Genomic DNA, 18,652 nt, shown 5'->3' on the forward strand with positions numbered 1-18,652 from the left:
GACCGCGACCGGTCTCTAGTACGCTGCACGAGGCGGTCGATCCGTGCTGCGCGCATCCGGCGCGCCGGGCCGCCTGGCACCGGGGCCCTCTATGACCCCCGGTCGCGTTATCCGGCGCGTTTGGGCGATCTCTCCGCAGTGGCCGCGGAGCCTTCCTCGAAACGCCGCCGATCTATGAGGAAGGTTTACGTCACTTGACGGACAATGCCGCATGCCCTGGCTTCGACGAACTCGGACTGCCCGACTCGATCGTGGACAGGCTCGCGCAGGAAGGCGTCACGACGCCGTTCCCGATCCAGGCCGCCGCCATCCCGGATGCGCTGGCAGGCCGCGACGTGCTCGGCTGCGGTCGCACGGGATCGGGCAAGACGCTCGCCTACGGGCTCCCGCTGCTGGTGCGCGCCGCTGAGCGCCGCGCCGCCTCCCGCCGCCCCCGCGCCCTGGTCCTCGTGCCCACCCGCGAGCTCGCGCACCAGGTGCGCGACGCGCTGACCGACTACGGGCGGCTGCTCGGTGTGCGCATCGGCGACGTCGTCGGCGGCAGCTCCTACACCCGCCAGATCAACGAGCTGCGCCGCGGCATCGAGGTGCTGGTCGCCACACCCGGCCGACTGACCGACCTGATCGAGCAGGGCGCCTGCGACCTGGGCGACGTCGAGCTGTGTGTGCTCGACGAGGCCGACCAGATGTGCGACATGGGCTTCATGCCGCAGGTCACCACGCTGCTCGACCAGGTCGCCTCCGGCGGGCAGACGCTGCTGTTCTCCGCCACGCTCGACGGCGACGTCGACAAGCTCGTCCGCCGCTATATGAAGGAGCCCTCCACCCACTCGGTGGACCCGCCGGTCTCCCACGTCGCCACAATGGAGCACCACCTGCTCAAGGTGCTGCCGCGCGACAAGAACCGCATCATCACCGAGATCGCGGCACGCGACGGGCGAACGCTCCTGTTCGTGCGCAGCAAGCATCGCGCCGACTCGATCAGCGAGCAGCTCGTAGCCGCCGGGGTGCCCGCGGCGTCGCTGCACGGCGGCAAGACCCAGAGCGTGCGCACCAAGACGCTGGCCAAGTTCCGCGAAGGCCGCGTGCAGACGCTGGTGGCCACCGACGTCGCCGCGCGCGGCATCCACGTCGACGGCATCGACCTGGTCGTCAACGTCGACCTGCCCACCGGGCACAAGGACTACCTGCACCGCGGCGGCCGCACCGCCCGCGCTGGAGAGTCGGGCCGCGTGGTCTCGCTCGTCGCGCCGAACCAGCGGCGCCTGGCGCGCCGCCTGCTCGGCGACGCCGGAGTGCGGGCCGAGCAGCACCTGGTCAATCCGGGAGACGTCCTGCTCGGCGAGGTCACCGGCGCCCGCGAGCCCTCGTGGGAGCCCTGGATCGAGCCGCCCGAGCCCGAGCGTCCCCGCCGCGGCCGCGGCGGAGGAGGCCCCCGCCGGCGCGGTGGCAACAACCCCCGCCCCCGCGGAGAGCGGGGCGAGCGCCGCGACGGCCCTCGCGACGACTCCGCCCGCCGCCGCAACGGCGAGCACGCCCGCCGCGACAACCGTCCCCGCAAGCCGTACCGCGGGGAGCGCCCCAACAGCGGTTCCGCCGCGCAGGGTCGGGTCTAGAGGCCGCATAGGCGGCACACGCGGCGGCCCCCTGCGCACGGCGCGCGAGATGAAAACCGTTTCCGGTACGATGCGTGGAACCGGCGACGGTCCGTCGCCGACGTCGCCCTGGGCGACGCGCCCCGCTTTCGAGTTCCACGGAGTACCAGCGTGCCCGAACGCCCGGGTGCCTCCGCACCAGCCGTCCGCGCCTCTCTGGGCGACTCCCTGGCCACCGGCTGGGACGAGCCCGACGGCGGCCTGCCGCCGAGCGACTGGGGCAGGCCGCGCGGTCCGCGGCGCCTTGCAACGGTCTGGGTCTTCGCGCTGTTCACCGTGGTCCTGGCGGCGGGCAACGCCTGGCTGTCGGACCGGCTAACCAGTGAGGTGTTCCTGGCCTGGGCGACCGTGTTCACCGCGATCAGCCTGCAGGCGCTGCCGTTCCTGGTGTTCGGCGTCGCGCTGTCGGCGGCGCTGACCGCCTTCGTGCCCGCATCGTTCTACCGCCGCGTCATGCCGGCCAACCCCTTCGCCGCGGTGCCCGCCGCCGGCGCCGCAGGGATGGTGCTGCCCGGGTGCGAGTGCGCGTCGGTCCCGGTGGCCGGCGGGCTGATGAAGAGGGGCGTGGCGCCGGCGGCGGCGCTGACGTTCCTGCTGGCCGCGCCCGCGATCAACCCGGTGGTGCTGGTGGCCACGGCCGTCGCCTTCGCCGGACAGCCCGAGATGGTGCTGGCGCGGCTGGCGGCCTCCTTCGGCGCCGCCGTGACCGTGGGGTGGGTGTGGGCCCGGTTGGGCCGCACCGACTGGCTGCGCCCGCCGCGCGCCGACCACGACCCCGACGCCCCGCGGCTGCAGGTGTTCCGCGAGTCGATGCTGCACGACCTGATGCACGCCGGCGGGTTCCTGGTGCTGGGCGGTCTGGCCGCGGCGACCGTGAACGTGGTCGTGCCCCGCGAGTGGGTGGCGGCGGTCGCTGACAGGCCCGTCCTCTCGGTGCTGGCGCTGGCCCTGTTCGCCGTCGTGCTGTCGGTCTGCTCCGAGGCCGACGCCTTCGTGGCCGTCAGCCTCACCGAGTTCTCGCCGACCGCCAAGCTCGCCTTCCTCGTCGTGGGGCCGATGGTCGACCTCAAGCTCATCGCGCTGCAGGGCGGCACGTTCGGATGGTCCTTCGTGCGCCGCTTCGTGCCACTGACCCTGGCGGCCGCGCTCGTCTTCACCTTCGTGATCGGAGGGCTGCTGCTGTGAACAGGACCGCCCAGGGCATCGTCCTGCTGCTGCTCGGCGCCGGCGCGCTGAGCAGCTCGGCCTTCAGCGACCTCTACCTGAACTACGTGCAACCGGGGTTCCGCCCGTTCTTGATTGCGGCGGGTGCGGCCCTGGGCGTGCTGGGCGTATCGGTGATCGCCGGCGAGGCGCGCGCGGCGCTGAGGGGCCTGCCGGGCCCCGAAACGGCACCCGCGTCCGGCAGCCGCGCCGACTCCGACGACCACGGTCACGGGACCCCGCGGGTCGCGTGGCTGCTGCTCCTGCCGGTGATCGCGGTCTTCGTCGTCGCGCCGCCGGCCCTGGGCTCCTACACCGCCGAGAACGCCGCGTCGGCGCCGCCGCCGAGTAGCAGCGGGTCCGATGGGGGCGGCGACCTCGGCGATCTCGGCGGCTCCGCCGAAAACGGCCCCGTCGAGATGAAGATCCAGGAGTTCATCGGCCGGGCCTGGACCGACGAGAAGCGGACCCTGGAGGGGCGCACCGTCCGCCTGACCGGGTTCGCCGTTGCCAACCCCGAAGGTGAGGGCTGGTACCTGGCGCGGCTGCAGATGGCCTGCTGCGCGGCGGACGCGATCGTCAACCGGGTGCTGATCACCAACCGCCCCGAACCCGAGGAGGACAGCTGGTGGCGGGTCGAGGGGACCTGGCAGCCGCCGGAGGGGGACCTGCGCAGCGTCCGCAACCACAGGTTCACGGTGGAGACCATGGACGGCGTCGAGAACCCGCCCGACCCCTACGAGTAGCCGAGCGCGCCGCCGGCCGCCGCGGTGAAGGCGCGAACAGGCCCTCGGCGCGCGGCGGGCGGCAGCCGTCGGACGGTCCCGGCCCCGGTCCGGGACCCACGGTTCAGCGCGGCTCGAAGTCGAACACCCCGGCGGTCTCGGCGGCAGCGACGCAGGCGTTGCTGAAGGTCTCGGTGTAGTCCACGGTCCGCCCCTGCCACACGCCGCTGGCCCGGACCCGCACCGGCGCGTACTGCATGGTGCACATCGTGGTCTGCGGCGATGTCTCGCCGAGCGCGTCGAAATCGCCCCCGGCGCGGTCCAGCGCAGCGCAGGCCGCCGCGGGATCCGGGTGCGAGCCGCCGGCGGGGCGGCAGTGCAGCGTAGTGGTATCGGTCGTGTTCTCCTGGGGCCGGACCGCCGACAGCCGCATCGCGGCGCCGGGCATGTGCGCCGCGCTGTTCGGCGAGCCGGCGGATTCGGCAGCGCCCTCCTCGGCGTAGGCGCTCGGCGCCAGTGCCGCCAGCCCGGTGATCAGTGCGAGGAGCACCGCTGTGCGTCGGTTCCGCATGTTTCCTCCTGACCGGGGCCGTCCAGCCCCGCGATCGGTTCGTTGCATACGGCAATTGAACCGCGACACAACGTGTCCCCGCCGGTTTTTCGGGCGATCGGGCGCCTGTGTCGCCCGGGCGATGGCGCGGATCGGCGGAGGGGCCCGCCACCGGGCGCGTACTGCGGCCGCACCGGCACAACCCCGCCGATCTTGTAGCCATCGTGATGGAAAGCGATTTCCCCTCACGATGGCTACAAGATCGGCGGGGTCGGGGCACCGGACCGGTCTGTGTGGGGTCCACCCCCGGTGGCCGGGCTCCGGCGGAGAATCAGCGATCTCTAGGCGCGGGCCGGCGCCTGCTCCTGCGCCTTCCCCCGGCCCTGCGCGGGCGCAGGGGCGGACGACGCGCCGCCCCGTTCCTGGAGGCGGCCGCAGAGCCGGCAGCGCACCGTCTCGGGCGGCAGCGGACAGGGACAGTAGTGGCATGTGGTGGTGCACGCCGCGTCGTACTTGGCGAGCAGGGCGTCGCGCATGTCGTCCATGCACTCACCCTGCCAGAGGCCGCGGCCCCGAACGGACGAGGCGGCCGCCTCCGGCTTTGCCGTCCTTTGCACCGCCTGCGCGTTCAGCCCGGACGCGGGGGGGAAGGACCCGGGCACGACCGCAGGCGAGACGACGGAGGGCTCGAAGGCCCATGGCGATCTTCCCGCGCAAGCGGCCGCGGTCGATCCGCGCACGCACGACCGCCGGCTCCGTCGTGGCCGCAGCCGTCATCCTCGCCTTCGCCATCGCCGCGACCAGCCTTCTCATCCGCGCCGTCATCGAACGCGAGCAGACACTCGAAGCCGGTGAGGCCGCCCGCGAGGTCGCCGTGGACATCCAGAACCGGCGCTTGGAGGGGGAGATCAGAGCGCGCGCGGGAGTCATCCGGATCCAGGTCGTCTCCCCCGATGGGGAGGTCCTCGCCTCTAGTCGCGCGGCGCCGACCACCGAGGCGCTCACCGGATCGGTCCCCAGGCGCGCCAACGGGCCCGTCGGCGACGTCGTGTGCGACGCCGACCCGGTCGGGTGCCTGACCGTCGTCGGCTACGAGTCCGCCGACTCCGCCTACGGCGACGTGCTCGTCTACGCCGCTGTGCCGCGCTCGGACCTGCTGGCGGGACCGCTGCTGGAGTTCGCCCTGATCGGACTGGGGCTCGCCGTGCTCGCTTCGGTAGGGGGGATCTCGTGGTGGCAGGTGGGCCGCACCCTGCGGCCCGTCGAGGAAGTGCGCAGCGGGCTGGAGCGGATCACCGCCTCCCACCCGGACAAGCGGCTGCAGGTCCCCGGCACCGGCGACGAGATCGCCGCCCTCGCCCGTACGGCGAACGAGACGCTGCGCCGCCTGGATATCGCGCTGGACCGCCAGCGCGGGTTCGCCTCCGACGCTTCGCACGAGCTGCGCAACCCGATCGCGGGGCTGCGCGTCAGGTTGGAGCTGGAACTGGACGATCCCGAGGGGGGCGACCAGGCCGAAGTGCTGCGCGCCGCCCTCGAGGACACGCTGCGCCTGGAGCGCATCGTCGCCGACCTGCTGGAGCTGGCCCGGCTGGACGCCGACGCGGCCGCCGCCGGCGAGTTCGTGGACCTGGGTGAACTCGCGGCCGCGGAAGTCGAGCGCCGGGGCGGATCGCTGCGCATCGACAGCAGAGTGGAGCGCGGGGCCTACGTCTTCGCCAACCGCCTGCAACTCGCCCGGCTGCTCGTCAACCTGCTGGCCAACGCCGAGCGCCACGCCGCGGGCCGCGTGCTGGTCGACGTCGCCCGTGAGGACGAGGCGGAGGGTGGCGGCGGACACGGCGACCAGCCGGAGGGCTGGGCGGTGCTGCACGTGCACGACGACGGCCACGGAATACCAGAGCACGACCGCGAGCGGATTTTCGACCGGTTCGCCCGACTGGAGGAGTCGCGCCGCCGCGACCCCGGCGGCACCGGGCTCGGCCTGGCCATCTCGCGGGAGACCGCACAGGCCCTGGGCGGGACGCTGAAGGCGGGCGCGAGCGACGTGCTCGGCGGTGCGGTGTTCACGCTGCGCCTGCCGCTGTACCGTGACGGGGGCCGCGGAAGCGACCGCGACCGCCAGTGAGCGCGACCGCCGCGGTCCGCCGGCTTCTCGCGGACCGCAGGGCTGCGGCTGCCAGGGCGTTCGCGCGGCGGCGGCCGTTCGTCCCGGCGATCCGGTTCCTCCCGGACCCGCACGCCTGGAGAATGGTGCGGGATCGAGGACAGGCAGCGCTCGGCGGGCGGGACGCGCCCGCGGGCACCAGCGCGGCGCGGGAACGGGACAGGCCCTCATGTGCCATTTGGACTTGGGTATCAGCGACCGCGACGGGCACACCGTCATGCGTCTGAAAGGGGAGCTCGACCTCGCCAGCGTGGACCGCTTCGAGCAGACCGCCGCCACGGCCGAGATCGTCTACGGACCCCGCATGCTCGTCGACCTCACCGAGCTGTCCTTCATCGACTCGGTGGGTTTGGGCGCTCTGGCCCGCCTGCACCGCCGACTCGTCCGCGGCGGCGGCACCCTCACCGTCGTCGTCCCGCACGGCAAGATCGACCGCATCTTCCACTACAGCGGCTTGAAGCAGGCGATGGACATCCGCACCCCGCCGGAGTGAGCCGCGCGGCCGCCGACGCCCGCTGAGTCCGGCGTGCGCGCAGGGGGCGCGCCGCACCCGCCCGACGTGGCCTCGCGTACAGCAGCGGGCGCCGCGGCGCCTGCGCGCCGCGGGCGCTAGCGTGGCCGCGAACGAGCCCGGCGCGCGGCCTTGCACGCCCCTCCGGCGCCGGCGGTCGGGGGGCGGCAGAAGGCCGCCCGCGAGACGCACCGCCCACCGAGACGTCCGACCGCCCGGACCGAAGGAGTGCCGACGTGCCCGGACTCATGCTGGACCTCGGCCCGCTGCGCTCCAGCCGCGCCTTCCGGGTGCTGTTCACCTCGCGCGTGGTCGCCCTCATGGGGGTGAGCTTGACCCTGGTCGCGCTCTCGGTCCAGGTCTACCGGCTGACGGGGTCGTCGCTGGCCGTGGGCACGGTCAACGCGGTAGCGGGCACGACCCTGGTCGCCGGGACTCTGGTGGGGGGCGTGCTGTCGGACCGGCTGGAACGGCGAGTCCTGCTGCTGGCCGCCCGCGGTGCCGCCGCGGGGGTCTTCGCCGCGCTGGCGCTCAACGCTCTGGCCGACCGGCCCAGCGTGCTGGCCGTCTACGCCTGCGCCGCGGTTCTGGGCGCCGTGGACGGTGTGGGCGAGACGGCGCTGGTGGCGGTGACGCCCGCACTCGTGCGCCCCGACCAGTTGGCCGCGGCGGGCGCGCTGACGGCCATCACGACGCAGGTGTCCACCATGCTCGGGCCGTCGGCGGCCGGCCTGATCGTCGCCGGTCCCGGTGTCGCCGCCTGCTACGCCGCGACCTGCGCCGCGACGGCCGTTCAGGTGGTGCTGATGCTGGCGCTGCCGCGCCTGCCGGTCGCAGCCGGCGAGGACGCGGGCCGCCCGCTGAGCGCACTGCGGGAGGCGTGGCGCTTCGCGCGCCGCCACCGCGTCATCGCGGGGCTGCTACTGGTGGAGCTGTGCGGCGGGCTGCTTGCCCTGCCCTACGCGGTCTTTCCGGCGATGGGGGAGCGGGTCCTGCTGGGCGACGCGCGCACCGTGGGGCTGCTGTACTCGGCGCCGGCGGTGGGCGCCTTCCTGGGTGCGCTGTTCAGCGGCTGGGCGGGGCGCATCCGGCGCCCGGGGCTCGCGCTGGTCGCGGCGGGGGCCGTGTGGGGCGCGGCGATGGCGGGGTTCGGGGCGAGCCGCGACCTGGCGGCGGCGCTGGTGCTGCTCGGACTCGCCGGCATGGGCATGATCATCGCCGAGATCCTGCAGCGCGCGCTGATGCAGCGATACACGCCCAGCGTGCTGCTGGGCCGCGTGAGCTCATTCTGGCTGGTCCTGGCGACGGCCGGTCCGGCCGCCGGCGGGGCTCTGGCCGGGGCGCTCGCCCAGGCCGTCGGCCCGTCGGCGGCGGTCATCGCCGGAGGCTCGGCCTGCGCTGTCGCCGTCGCGGCGATCGCCCTGCTGCTGCCGGGCCTGCGCAGCGCCGACCTCTCCAAAGCCCCGCCCGGCGACGCCCCGTGACCTCCCGCTGAGCTCGGCCGGAGTGCGCTGAGCAAGGGCGGGCTCGATGCGGCCGTTTCGGACCCGGCTTCGGCGCCGGGTGTCGGCCGAAACTGCTGTCGGTGGCGCCACAGTGGTCTTACCCGGCTGCCGGATCGCGCAGCGAGCACTGGTCAGGGCCGGACGGGACGTCGGGTGAGATGTTGCGGACACCGCCACAGGGTGACATGTACTCCATTTGCTCCATTTGTCGGAATTCACAGGGTTGACACGATGCGCTCCGCCGATCAAGACTTGCGGGCAGTCGCTTAGGTAAGCATTGCCTTAGTGAGGTGTGCTTACCCTTTTCTTGTCGTGGAGGAGGGACGTGTCCCACAACGGGATCGCGGGCACCGTCGCCCTGGTGACCGGAGCCGCCCGGGGGATCGGGCGGGCGGTGGCGGCCCGGCTGGCCGCCGAGGGAGCGGTCGTCGCCGCCGCCGACCTCGACGCCGACGCGCTGGCCTCGCTGGTCGGCGACCTGCATGCAGACGGGCACAAGGCCGGGTTCTACACCGCCGACGTGCGCGACTCCGCATCCGTGGAACAGATGGCCGACGCCGTCGAACACGACCTCGGCCCCATCGGCCACGCCGTCAACGTGGCCGGGGTGCTGGCCACCGGCGAGGTCGCCGACACCCCCGACGCCGAGTGGGAGCGCGTCCTGGCCGTCAACGCCACCGGGGTCTTCAACGTCTCCCGCGCCGCCGCCCGGCGGATGGCGCCGCGGGGCTCGGGCACCATCACCACCGTGGGCTCCAACGCCGCCGGAGTGCCCCGCTCCGGCATGGCCGCCTACGGCGCCTCGAAGGCCGCGGCGACCATGTTCACCAAGTCCCTCGGCCTCGAACTCGCCCCCCGCGGCATCCGCTGCAACGTGGTCTCGCCCGGGTCGACCGACACCCCCATGCAGCGCGGCATGTGGGACGGCGGCGACGGCGCCCGCCGGGTGATCGCCGGCGCGCCGGAGGAGTTCAGGGTGGGCATCCCCCTCGGACGCATCGCCGACCCCGCCGACGTCGCCGAAGCCGTCTGCTTCCTCGCCTCCTCGGCCGCACGCCACATCACCATGCACGACCTCTACGTCGACGGCGGTGCGACTCTGCGCGCCTGAGCCCTCGCGGCGCCCTCCGCGCCGCCGCCCCGCCCGTTTACGCACTTCCGACCTGATCAGTGGACCGCCCGCCGACAGCCCGGCGCCGGCCAGAAATGAGAGCCCCCGGTGTTCCACCAGCGCACCGAACCCCCCGCGAAAGCGGCCGGAGACCTCCTCGACGCCTACCGACCCGAAGCCGCGTTCCTCGCCACCCCCAGCGGTGTCGTTCTGGGCGAGGGCGCCGCCGCCGTCGCCGAACGGCTGGAGGACGTGGGCGACCTGCTGGCCCGGGGGACGGCCGACTCCCCGGCCGGGCCGATCGCGGTCGGCGCGATCCCCTTCGACGCCGGAGCTCCCGGCCGCCTCGTGGTTCCAGCCTCGGTGCGGACCTCGCCCCCGCTGGCCGAAAGCGGGCAGGGCGACCGCAGGCAGCGCCCGCTGCCCGGCCCCTGGGACATGCGCCCCGTGCCCGACCCGGCCGAGCACGCCGAAGGTGTCGAGCGCATCCTCAAACGCCTGGCCTTCGGCGGCGGCGACGGCCCCGCCAAGGTCGTGCTCGCCCGATCGCTGCGGCTGAGCGGCCCCGGCCCCGTCGACGTCGGCCAGCTGTTGAGCAACCTCGCCTGGCGCGACCCCGCCGGCCACACCTTCGCGGCCGACCTGCCCGCACCCGCCGGCGCAACCCGCACCCTCGTCGGCACCAGCCCCGAGCTGCTGGTGTCCAAGCGCGGCGGTCGGGTGGTGTCGAACCCGCTGGCCGGCTCCGCGCCGCGCAGCGCCGACCCCAGCAAGGACCAGCGCAGCGCGGTGGAGCTGCTCGGCTCGGCCAAGGACCGCCACGAGCACGCCGTCGTCGCCGACGCCGTCGCCGAAGGGCTGCGCCCCTACTGCCGTACCCTCGACGTCCCCGCGCCCGAGCTCGCCAAGACCGCCACCCTGTGGCACCTGTCCACCCGCATCACCGGCGAGCTGCGCGACCCCGACACCCCCTCGGCGCTGCTCGCCGCCGCGCTGCACCCCACCCCGGCCGTCTGCGGCAGCCCCACCGCCGCCGCCCGCGCGGTTATCGGCGAGATCGAACCGTTCGACCGCGGCTTCTACACCGGCGCCGTGGGCTACACCGACGCTCGCGGCGACGGCGAGTGGATCGTCTCCATCCGGTGCGCCGACGTCGCCGGCGACACCCTCGACCTGTTCGCGGGCGGGGGCATCGTCCCCGACTCCGCGCCCGACGCCGAGCTCGCCGAGACCTCCGTGAAGCTGCGCACCCTGCTGCTCGCCCTGGGGGTCAACCAGCCCATCGACGCGCCCAAGCGCTGACGCCCGCCGCCCGCCCGACGACCACCGACCGGAACCGGAAGGGACCGCCCACAGCCATGCTCGCCGGATGCACCCCCTGGCCCGCGGAATTCGCCGAACGCTACCGACGCCGGGGATACTGGAGGGGCGAGACCCTCGGCGCGTTCCTGCGCGACCGCGCGGACCGCTTCGCCGACCGCACCGCCGTCGTCGGCGCCGGGAAGCGCTGGAGCTACGCCGAGCTCGACACCCGGGCCGACCGCATGGCGGCCGGCCTGGCGCGCCTGGGCATCGGCGCCGGAGACCGCGTCGTCGTCCAGCTGCCCAACCGCCCCGAGGTCTTCGAAGTCGCGTTCGCCCTGTTCCGGCTCGGCGCCCTGCCCGTCTACGCGCTGCCGGCCCACCGCCGAGCCGAGATCTCCTACCTGTGCTCGTTCACCGAGGCCGCCGCGCTGGTCGTCGCCGACACCGACGCCGGGTTCGACTACCGCGAGCTGGCCGAGCGGGTGCGCACCGAGACCGGCGGCCCCGAACACATCCTGGTGGCGGGCGACACGGGCGGCCGGGCGCATATGAGGCCGCTGGAGGAGGTCCGCGCGGGCGGCGGCGCCGGCCCCGGCACCACCGCCGGGCCCGACCCCGCCGAGGTCGCGTTCCTCCAGCTGTCCGGCGGCACCACCGGACTGCCCAAGCTCATCCCGCGGACCCACGACGACTACCTCTACTCGGTGCGCGCCAGCGCTGAGATCTGCGAGCTGGACCCCGGTACCGTCTACCTCGCCGCGCTGCCCGTGGTGCACAACTTCCCGATGAGCTCGCCCGGCTTCCTCGGCGTGTTCAGCGCCGGCGGCACCGTCGTCCTGGCCCCCGACCCCAGCCCCGCCACCTGCCTGGCCGCGATCGAGGCCGAGGGCGTCACCCACACCGCCGTCGTGCCGCCCGTTGCGATGCTGTGGCTGGACGCCGTCGACGGCGGCTCCCAGGCCCACCGGGACCTGACCAGCCTGCGCGTACTGCAGGTCGGCGGAGCCAAGTTCAACCCCGAGGCCGCGCGCCGCGTACGCCCGACGCTGGGCTGCACGCTGCAGCAGGTTTTCGGCATGGCCGAAGGGCTCGTCAACTACACGCGCCACGACGACCCCGAGGAGGTCGTCGTCGCCACGCAGGGCCGGCCCATCTCGCCCGACGACGAGATCCGCGTCGTCGACAGCGACGGCACCGAGGTCGCCGCCGGCGGCCTCGGCGAGCTGCAGGCACGCGGCCCCTATACCATCCGCGGCTACTACCGCGCCCCCGAGCACAACGCCCGGGCCTTCACCGCCGACGGCTTCTACCGCACCGGCGACCTGGTGCGTGCCACGCCCACCGGCCACATCGTCGTGGAGGGCCGCGCCAAGGACCAGATCAACCGCGGCGGCGAGAAGATCGCGCCCGACGAGGTCGAGGACCACCTGCTGGCCCACCCCGGCGTGCACGACGCCGCCGTGGTCGCCGTGCCGGACCGGTTCCTCGGCGAGCGCACCTGCGCCTATGTGGTCCCGCGCGGCGCCGAGCCCGCCCGCTCCGAGCTGCTGGCGTTCCTGCGCGAACGCGGCCTGGCCGCCTACAAGATCCCCGACCGGCTGGAGTTCGTCGACGCGTTCCCCGCCACCGGTGTCGGCAAGGTCAGCCGCCGCGAGCTGCGCGAGGCGGTGCGGGCCGCCCACGCACCGGCCGAGCCCGGCGCCCCGCCCCCCGCGCGGGCCACCGCCCAGCAGTGAACAGCCCCGGAGCGCGCGACCGCGCCCCGTCCCGCCCCACGACCGTCGAATGGACCTCCGATGCCGCTGCCGCACATCGAGCCCTACGAGCTGCCCGCCGCGGCCGAGCTGCCCGGCAACCGCGCGGACTGGCGCCTGGACCCCGCGCGGGCGGCACTGCTCATCCACGACATGCAGCACTATTTCCTGCGGCCCTACGCCGCGGGTGCCCAGCCGCTCGAAGGCGCCACGGCCAACATCGCCGACCTGCGCCGGCGCGCCCGCGCCGCCGGCATCCCCGTCGTCTACACCGCCAAGCCCGGCGACGTGCCGCCCGAGCGCCGCGGCCTCGAACTCGACTTCTGGGGCCGGGGCATGCGCGCCGACCCCGACCACTCCGGCATCGCCGCCCGTCTGCGGCCCGAGGAGGGCGACGAGGTGATCACCAAGCACCGCTACAGCGCCTTCGTCGGTACCGGTTTGGCTGAGCGGCTGCACGGCCTGGGCCGCGACCAGCTGCTGGTCACCGGCGTCTACGCGCACATCGGCTGCCTGCTCACCGCCGCCGACGCCTTCATGCGCGACATCCAGCCCTTCCTGGTCGCCGACGCCACCGCCGACTTCAGCGCCGAGGACCACCGCTTCGCCCTGCGCTACGTGTCCCAGCGCTGCGGAATGGCGCTGACCGCCGGCGAGGCCGCGGCCGCTCTCACCCCGGCGCCCGCGCTCGACTCGCGGGTGTGAGCGCCGCTCGGCACAGCACCGCCACGCCCCGTCAGCGAGCACCGACCCGGTCAGTGAGAACCGAAAGGACACCCGTGACCAACACGCCGCAGCCCCCGCCCTCCCACGACCTGGTGGGGATCGGCTTCGGGCCCTCCAACGTCGCCCTGGCGATCGGCCTGCGCGAGCAGCGCGAGCGCGCCGCCGCCGACCCCGCCGCACCCCCGCTCAGCGGGGTCTTCCTTGAGCGCCAGGCCGAGTTCGGGTGGCACCGCGGCATGCTGCTGGACGACGCCACGATGCAGGTCTCCTTCCTCAAGGACCTGGTGACCACCCGCAACCCCGCCAGCGACTTCGGCTTCCTGTCCTACCTGCACGCCGCGGGCAGGCTGCACGACTTCATCAACCACAAGACGCTGTTCCCGCTGCGGACGGAGTTCCACGACTACCTGGCCTGGTGTGCCGACCGGGTCGGCGACCAGGTGCGCTACGGCGCCGAGGCTGTGGGCGTCGAACCGGTCCGCGACGAGGGCGGGCGCATCGCGCAGCTGGACGTCGTCGCGCGCACCGCCGACGGGGCCTACCACCGCAGCCGCGGCCGCAACGTCGTCTTCGCGCCCGGCCTGACCCCGCGCCTGCCCGCCGGCGCCCGGCTCAGCGGACGCGTCTGGCACAACGAGTACCTGCTGCAGAGGCTGGAGGGCCTGGACGCCGCTCCCGCGCCCCGCTCGTTCGTGGTGGTGGGCGCCGGGCAGAGCGCCGCCGAATGCGTCGAGCACCTCTACCGGCGCTTCCCCGAGGCCCAGGTGCACACCGTGTTCACCCGCTACGGCTACAGCCCTTCCGACGACAGCCCCTTCGCCAACCGCATCTTCGACCCCGAGGCCGTCGACGACTTCTACGGCGCCTCCACCGAGACCAAGGCCGAGATCATGGGCTACCACCGCAACACGAACTACTCGGTGGTCGACCCGGACCTGATCGACACCCTCTACCAGGCCGCCTACCAGGACAAGGTCAAGGGCACCGAGCGGCTGCGCATGCACAACACCTCGCGCGTGGCCGATGTGCGCGAGGGGCCCGGCGGGGTGACCGTGACGGTGGAGGACCTGGCCGGCGGCAAGCACACCGCCGTCGAGGCCGACTACCTCGTCTACGCCACGGGCTACTCGGCGGCCGACCCCCGCGGCCTGCTGGGCGAGCTGGCCGAGCACGTCGTCGGCGACTCCGAGGGGCGCCCCGCCGTGGAGCGCGACTACCGTCTGGCGACCTCCGACGAGGTGACCTGCGGAATCTACCTGCAGGGCGGCACCGAGCACACCCACGGGATCTCGTCCTCGCTGCTGTCCAACGTCGCAGTGCGCGTCGGGGAGATCCTCGACGCCATCAGCGCCCGCACCGGCGCCGCCGTGCGCCCCGAGGAGGCGGCCGCCTTCGGGCGCTAACCGCCGCACCCGAGCGAACCGGCCCCCCGCCCGCCCGAGACCCCTCCGACCCGAGGAGAACACCGCCGTGTCCGAAGACCACGCCGCCGACCATGCGGGCCAGTCCGCCGAGAGCAGCGCCGAGCTGACCGCAGAGCGCGTCCGCGCCGACGTCGAGCAGGTACTGGGCGAGCCCGCCGGCTCGCTGGGTGAGCAGGACGACCTGCTCGACCGCGGCATGGACTCGATCCGCCTGATGAGCCTGGTCGAGAGCTGGCGCAAGGCCGGCGTCGAGACCGACTTCATCACCCTGGCCGAGGAGCCCACGGTCGCAGCCTGGACCCGGCTGCTGCTCGACCGGTAGCCACCGCCCCCTCCCGAGACCGTCCGAAACCAGGAGCCGCGAGCATGAGCGCCCCAGAGGAATTCGATGTCATCGTCGTCGGAGGCGGCCCCGCCGGCTCCACCGCCGCCACACTGATCGCCGACCAGGGCCACCGGGTCGTGCTGTTGGAGAAGGAGCGGTTCCCCCGCTACCAGATCGGGGAGTCGCTGCTTCCCGCCACGGTGCACGGCGTCTGCCGACTGCTCGGCGCCGACGAGGAGATGCGCGCCGCCGGGTTCACCACCAAGCGGGGCGGCAGCTTCCGCTGGGGCACCAGCCCCGACCCGTGGAACTTCCTGTTCGCGCTGTCGCCCGAGCTGTCCGGACCGACCTCCTACGCCTACCAGGTCGACCGGATGACCTTCGACGACATCCTGCTGCGCAACGCCGCCCGGCACGGTGTCGACGTGCGCGAGGAGTCGTCGGTGCTGGAGGCGGTCACCGGCGGCGGCCGCGTGACCGGCGTGGTCTGCAGCGACCCCTCCGGCACCCGCCGCGAACTGGCCGCCGCCCACGTCGTCGACGCCTCCGGCAGCACCGGCCGGCTGCACGCGGCCGCCGGAGGCATCCGCCACTACTCCGACTTCTTCCAGAACCTCGCCGTCTTCGGCTACTTCGCCGGCGGCGGCCGGATGCCCGAGCCCGACGCCGGCAACATCCTCTGCGCCGCGTTCGACGAGGGCTGGCTGTGGTACATCCCGCTGCGCGACGACCTCACCAGTGTCGGCGCCGTGCTCAACCGCGACCAGGCCGCGCGCATCCAGGCCGACCGCGAGGGCACGCTGCGCGAGTCCATCCGGCGCTGCGGGATCGTCCGCGACCTGCTGGGCGACACCGAGCGCATCACAGAAGGCACCTACGGCAGCGTCCGGGTGCGCCGCGACTACTCCTACGCCAACACCCGGTTCTGGGCGCCCGGCATCACCCTCATCGGCGACGCCGCCTGCTTCATCGACCCGGTGTTCTCCACCGGCGTGCACCTGGCCACCTACAGCGGGCTGCTCGCCGCGCGCTCCCTCAACAGCGTGCTCGCCGGCGAGCTGAGCGAGGAGCGGGCCTTCGGCGAGTTCGAGGGGCGCTACCGGCGGGAGTACGCCGTCTTCTACGAGTTCCTCGCCGCGTTCTACGACATGCGGCAGCGCGAGGAGACCTACTTCTGGAAGGCACGCAAGGTCACCAACATGCAGAGCGACGACATGCAGGCGTTCGCCACCCTGGTCGCCGGCGCCTCCTCGGCCGAGACCGCGCTGGTGGGCGCCGACTCCCTCGCGCACCGGTTCAGCTCCTCCTCGGCCGAGCTGACCGGGGCCGTGGAGCGCACGGGCGCCGCGCGCACCGACAGCGGCGAGCGGATGACCGAGCTGTTCCGCGCACCTGTAGTGGCCGACGTGATGTCGGAGATGAACCGCATCCAGCAGCGCGGCGTCGCCGGTGCGGCCGCCACCGAGGCCCCGCTGCTGGACGGCGGCCTGGTGCCCTCCGCAGACGGCCGACGCTGGGCGGAGCCCGACGCCGCACCCGCCTGACCTCGCCACCGCGCCGGTCCGCGCCCGCCGGGCGCGGACCCGCCGAACCGCACCGCGTTCCGCCGAGTCCGGCAGGCGCCCTCCGGCGCCCGTGCCGGCCGCATTCTCCCGAAGGCAGCGACCATGAGCCAGACCCGCCCCTTGCGCACCCCCGTGTCGATGGCACTCACCGGTGCCCAGCGCGGCGTCTACTACGCACACCACGTCGCATCCGCCGGCGGCTCCGACGCCGCCGGGCGCTACAACGTGGGCCAGTACATCGACCTGCCCGGACGGCTGGACCCCGCGCTGCTGCGGGCGGCACTGGAGTGCACGGTCGCCGAGACCGACGCGCTGCGCACCGTCGTGGCGGACGGGGGCGCGCAGCCGGGCGGGGCGGGCGCCGCGGGCGCGGACGCCGAGCGGGAAGAGCCGCACCAGGTCGTCCACCCGGAGCTGCCCTGGGACGGGCCGCTGCTGGAGGAGGCCGACCTGACCGGGCGCGAGGACCCGCGCGGTGCGGCGCTCGCGCTGATGCGCGCCGACATGGCCGCGCCCGTCGACCTCGCCGCAGGGCCGCTGCACCGGTTCGTGCTCTACCGCATCGGCCCCGAGCGCCACCTGTGGTTCCAGCGCTTCCACCACATCGTCGCCGACGCCTACGCCATCACGACCTTCACCCGCCGCGTCGCCGAGGTCTACACCGCCCTCGCCTCCGGGGGGAGCAGCCCCGAGCGCAGGTTCGGCGGCCTCTCCGCCGTCGTCGCCGAAGAGGAGGACTACGCCGCCTCCGAGCGGCGCGCCGCGGACCGCGAGTACTGGAGCGCGCTGCTCGCCGACCGGCCCGAACCGGCGCTGCTGGGCGATGCGCCGCCGGCGCCCGCACCGGCCGTCGTCACGGCCGCCGGCGGGCTGGACGCACCGACCGCCGACCGGCTGGCCGAGCTGGGCAAGCGCTCCGGCGCGAGCTGGGCCGAGGCGGTCGTCGCCGCCTTCGGCTGCTACGTGCACCGCCGCACCGGAGCCCGCGACGTCGTGCTCGGCATGCCCGCCATGGGCCGCCTGGGCTCGGCCGCCCTGCGCACGCCCGCGATGGTGGTCAACGTGCTGCCGCTGCGCCTGGGCCTGCACCCCGCCGACACCGTCGCCGACGTACTCGCGCACACCACCTCCCGGCTGCGCGAGCTTCGCGCCCACCAGCGGTACCGGGCCGAGGACGTGCGCCGCGACCTCAGCCTGGTGGGGCGCGGAACCCCGCTGCACGGGCCGATGATCAACATCAAGGCCTTCGACTACGACCTCGCCTTCGGCGGAGTCCGCGGCACCGCGCGCACCCTGTCGGAGGGCCCTGTCGACGACGTGTCGCTGTCGGTCTACCGCGGCACCGGGGGCGGGCTGCGCTTCGAGCTCAACGGCAACGCCGCCCGCTACACCGCCGACGACCTGGACACGCTCCTTGCCGAGTTCGGTCGGCTGCTGCGCGGCATCGCCGCCGAGGGCGACGAGCCCGAGCAGGCGGATCGCAGGCCGCTGGGCACTCTGGACATCGCCGACGCCGCGGCGGCCTGCGGCCCCGCGTCCGATGTCCCCGGCTCCCCGGTGGCCGACCTGGTCGCGGAGGCGGCCCGCCGCACTCCCGGCGCCCCCGCGGTGCAGGCCGCCGGCGTTTCGCTGTCGTTCGGGGAGTTGGCGGCGCGTGCGGATGCGTTGGCGGTGCGGTTGCGTGCGGCGGGTGCGGGGCCGGAGCGTGTGGTGGCGGTGGCGTTGCCGCGGTCGGTGGATCTGGTGGTGGCGCTGTTGGCGGTGGGGCGTGCGGGTGCGGTGTATCTGCCGGTGGATCCGGGGTTTCCGGCGGATCGGGTCGGGTTCATGCTGGCGGATGCGGGTGCGCGGCTGCTGGTGACCGACGCCGCGACGGGCGCGCAGCTGCCCGAAACCCCCGGGGGAACACGGCTCATCCTGATGTCGCGCCCCGCGGAGGACCCCGCACCCGAGACCGGGCCCGGACACGACTCCCGGCAGGTCCCCTCGCCCGGCTCGGTCGCCGACGGTGCGGCCTACATCCTCTACACCTCGGGGTCGACGGGTCGGCCCAAGGGTGTGGTGGTGTCCCACGGTGCGCTCGCGAACTTCCTTGCGGATATGGGCGACCGGTTCCCGCTGTCGGC

The 18,652-nt window shown here is 74.2% G+C and carries 15 protein-coding genes and 1 pseudogene; 14 read left to right on the forward strand and 2 right to left on the reverse strand.

Features of this window, described 5'->3' with window-relative positions:
- Positions 1–194: 194 nt before the first annotated feature.
- The 3 genes and pseudogenes from RM446_RS23595 to RM446_RS23605 all read left to right on the forward strand — a co-directional run.
- Positions 195–1,595: pseudogene (locus RM446_RS23595) on the forward strand (DEAD/DEAH box helicase); the annotation flags it as partial.
- 171 nt (positions 1,596–1,766) lie between these two features.
- Positions 1,767–2,840, forward strand: coding sequence for a permease (locus RM446_RS23600; RefSeq protein ID WP_311547635.1), 1,074 nt, complete (start codon positions 1,767–1,769; stop codon positions 2,838–2,840).
- Positions 2,837–3,604 carry a TIGR03943 family putative permease subunit gene (locus RM446_RS23605; protein WP_311547636.1) on the forward strand — a complete coding sequence of 256 codons (768 nt, stop codon included), beginning with the start codon at positions 2,837–2,839 and terminating at the stop codon, positions 3,602–3,604. Before RM446_RS23600 ends, RM446_RS23605 begins: the two co-directional genes overlap by 4 nt.
- Positions 3,605–3,707: 103 nt before the next feature.
- Here the strand turns inward: RM446_RS23605 and RM446_RS23610 are convergent, their stop codons facing one another.
- Together RM446_RS23610 and RM446_RS23615 are read right to left on the reverse strand one after the other, a co-directional pair.
- Positions 3,708–4,154: an SSI family serine proteinase inhibitor gene (locus RM446_RS23610; protein ID WP_311547637.1), complete on the reverse strand. Its 447-nt coding sequence runs from the start codon at positions 4,152–4,154 to the stop codon at positions 3,708–3,710.
- Positions 4,155–4,474: 320 nt separating this feature from the next.
- A complete protein-coding gene (locus RM446_RS23615; protein ID WP_311547638.1) occupies positions 4,475–4,678 on the reverse strand; it encodes a hypothetical protein in 204 nt (67 codons plus the stop codon).
- Between the two features lie 152 nt (positions 4,679–4,830).
- Here RM446_RS23615 and RM446_RS23620 point away from each other — a divergent pair, with 152 nt between their 5' ends.
- The 11 genes from RM446_RS23620 to RM446_RS23670 all read left to right on the forward strand — a co-directional run.
- Complete coding sequence (locus RM446_RS23620) at positions 4,831–6,261, forward strand: sensor histidine kinase (RefSeq protein ID WP_311547639.1); 1,431 nt, start codon at positions 4,831–4,833, stop codon at positions 6,259–6,261.
- Between the two features lie 223 nt (positions 6,262–6,484).
- The gene (locus RM446_RS23625; protein ID WP_311547640.1) at positions 6,485–6,793 is read left to right on the forward strand and encodes an STAS domain-containing protein; all 309 of its coding nucleotides are present in this window, start codon (positions 6,485–6,487) and stop codon (positions 6,791–6,793) included.
- 254 nt (positions 6,794–7,047) lie between these two features.
- Positions 7,048–8,295, forward strand: coding sequence for an enterobactin transporter EntS (entS, locus tag RM446_RS23630; protein WP_311547641.1), 1,248 nt, complete (start codon positions 7,048–7,050; stop codon positions 8,293–8,295).
- A 346-nt stretch (positions 8,296–8,641) separates the two neighbouring features.
- Positions 8,642–9,427, forward strand: a complete 786-nt coding sequence (locus RM446_RS23635) for a 2,3-dihydro-2,3-dihydroxybenzoate dehydrogenase (RefSeq protein ID WP_311547642.1) — start codon at positions 8,642–8,644, stop codon at positions 9,425–9,427.
- A 108-nt stretch (positions 9,428–9,535) separates the two neighbouring features.
- Positions 9,536–10,729: an isochorismate synthase gene (locus RM446_RS23640; RefSeq protein ID WP_311547643.1), complete on the forward strand. Its 1,194-nt coding sequence runs from the start codon at positions 9,536–9,538 to the stop codon at positions 10,727–10,729.
- Positions 10,730–10,785: 56 nt separating this feature from the next.
- Positions 10,786–12,468 (forward strand): (2,3-dihydroxybenzoyl)adenylate synthase, encoded by a 1,683-nt coding sequence (locus tag RM446_RS23645; protein WP_311547644.1) that lies wholly within the window; start codon positions 10,786–10,788, stop codon positions 12,466–12,468.
- 60 nt (positions 12,469–12,528) lie between these two features.
- Positions 12,529–13,191 carry an isochorismatase family protein gene (locus RM446_RS23650; protein WP_311547645.1) on the forward strand — a complete coding sequence of 221 codons (663 nt, stop codon included), beginning with the start codon at positions 12,529–12,531 and terminating at the stop codon, positions 13,189–13,191.
- A gap of 74 nt (positions 13,192–13,265) precedes the next feature.
- The gene (locus RM446_RS23655; RefSeq protein WP_311547646.1) at positions 13,266–14,615 is read left to right on the forward strand and encodes a lysine N(6)-hydroxylase/L-ornithine N(5)-oxygenase family protein; all 1,350 of its coding nucleotides are present in this window, start codon (positions 13,266–13,268) and stop codon (positions 14,613–14,615) included.
- 67 nt (positions 14,616–14,682) lie between these two features.
- Positions 14,683–14,958 (forward strand): phosphopantetheine-binding protein, encoded by a 276-nt coding sequence (locus RM446_RS23660; RefSeq protein WP_311547647.1) that lies wholly within the window; start codon positions 14,683–14,685, stop codon positions 14,956–14,958.
- A 44-nt stretch (positions 14,959–15,002) separates the two neighbouring features.
- Entirely contained in the window at positions 15,003–16,505 is a 1,503-nt protein-coding gene (locus RM446_RS23665) for a tryptophan 7-halogenase (protein ID WP_311547648.1), read from the forward strand.
- 123 nt (positions 16,506–16,628) lie between these two features.
- Positions 16,629–18,652: condensation domain-containing protein (locus RM446_RS23670; protein WP_311547649.1), on the forward strand; the 2,024-nt coding region annotated here is incomplete at its 3' end.

The sequence above is a fragment of the Streptomonospora wellingtoniae genome (assembly GCF_031845375.1).
Taxonomy (GTDB): domain Bacteria; phylum Actinomycetota; class Actinomycetes; order Streptosporangiales; family Streptosporangiaceae; genus Streptomonospora; species Streptomonospora wellingtoniae.

Excerpts from the sequence above, each read along its gene's own strand:
- RM446_RS23610 (WP_311547637.1), bottom strand. The coding sequence starts at position 4,154 with ATGCGGAACCGACGCACAGCGGTGCTCCTCGCACTGATCACCGGGCTG.
- RM446_RS23615 (WP_311547638.1), bottom strand. The coding sequence starts at position 4,678 with ATGGACGACATGCGCGACGCCCTGCTCGCCAAGTACGACGCGGCGTGC.
- RM446_RS23620 (WP_311547639.1), top strand. The coding sequence starts at position 4,831 with ATGGCGATCTTCCCGCGCAAGCGGCCGCGGTCGATCCGCGCACGCACG.
- RM446_RS23645 (WP_311547644.1), top strand. The coding sequence starts at position 10,786 with ATGCTCGCCGGATGCACCCCCTGGCCCGCGGAATTCGCCGAACGCTAC.
- RM446_RS23650 (WP_311547645.1), top strand. The coding sequence starts at position 12,529 with ATGCCGCTGCCGCACATCGAGCCCTACGAGCTGCCCGCCGCGGCCGAG.
- RM446_RS23665 (WP_311547648.1), top strand. The coding sequence starts at position 15,003 with ATGAGCGCCCCAGAGGAATTCGATGTCATCGTCGTCGGAGGCGGCCCC.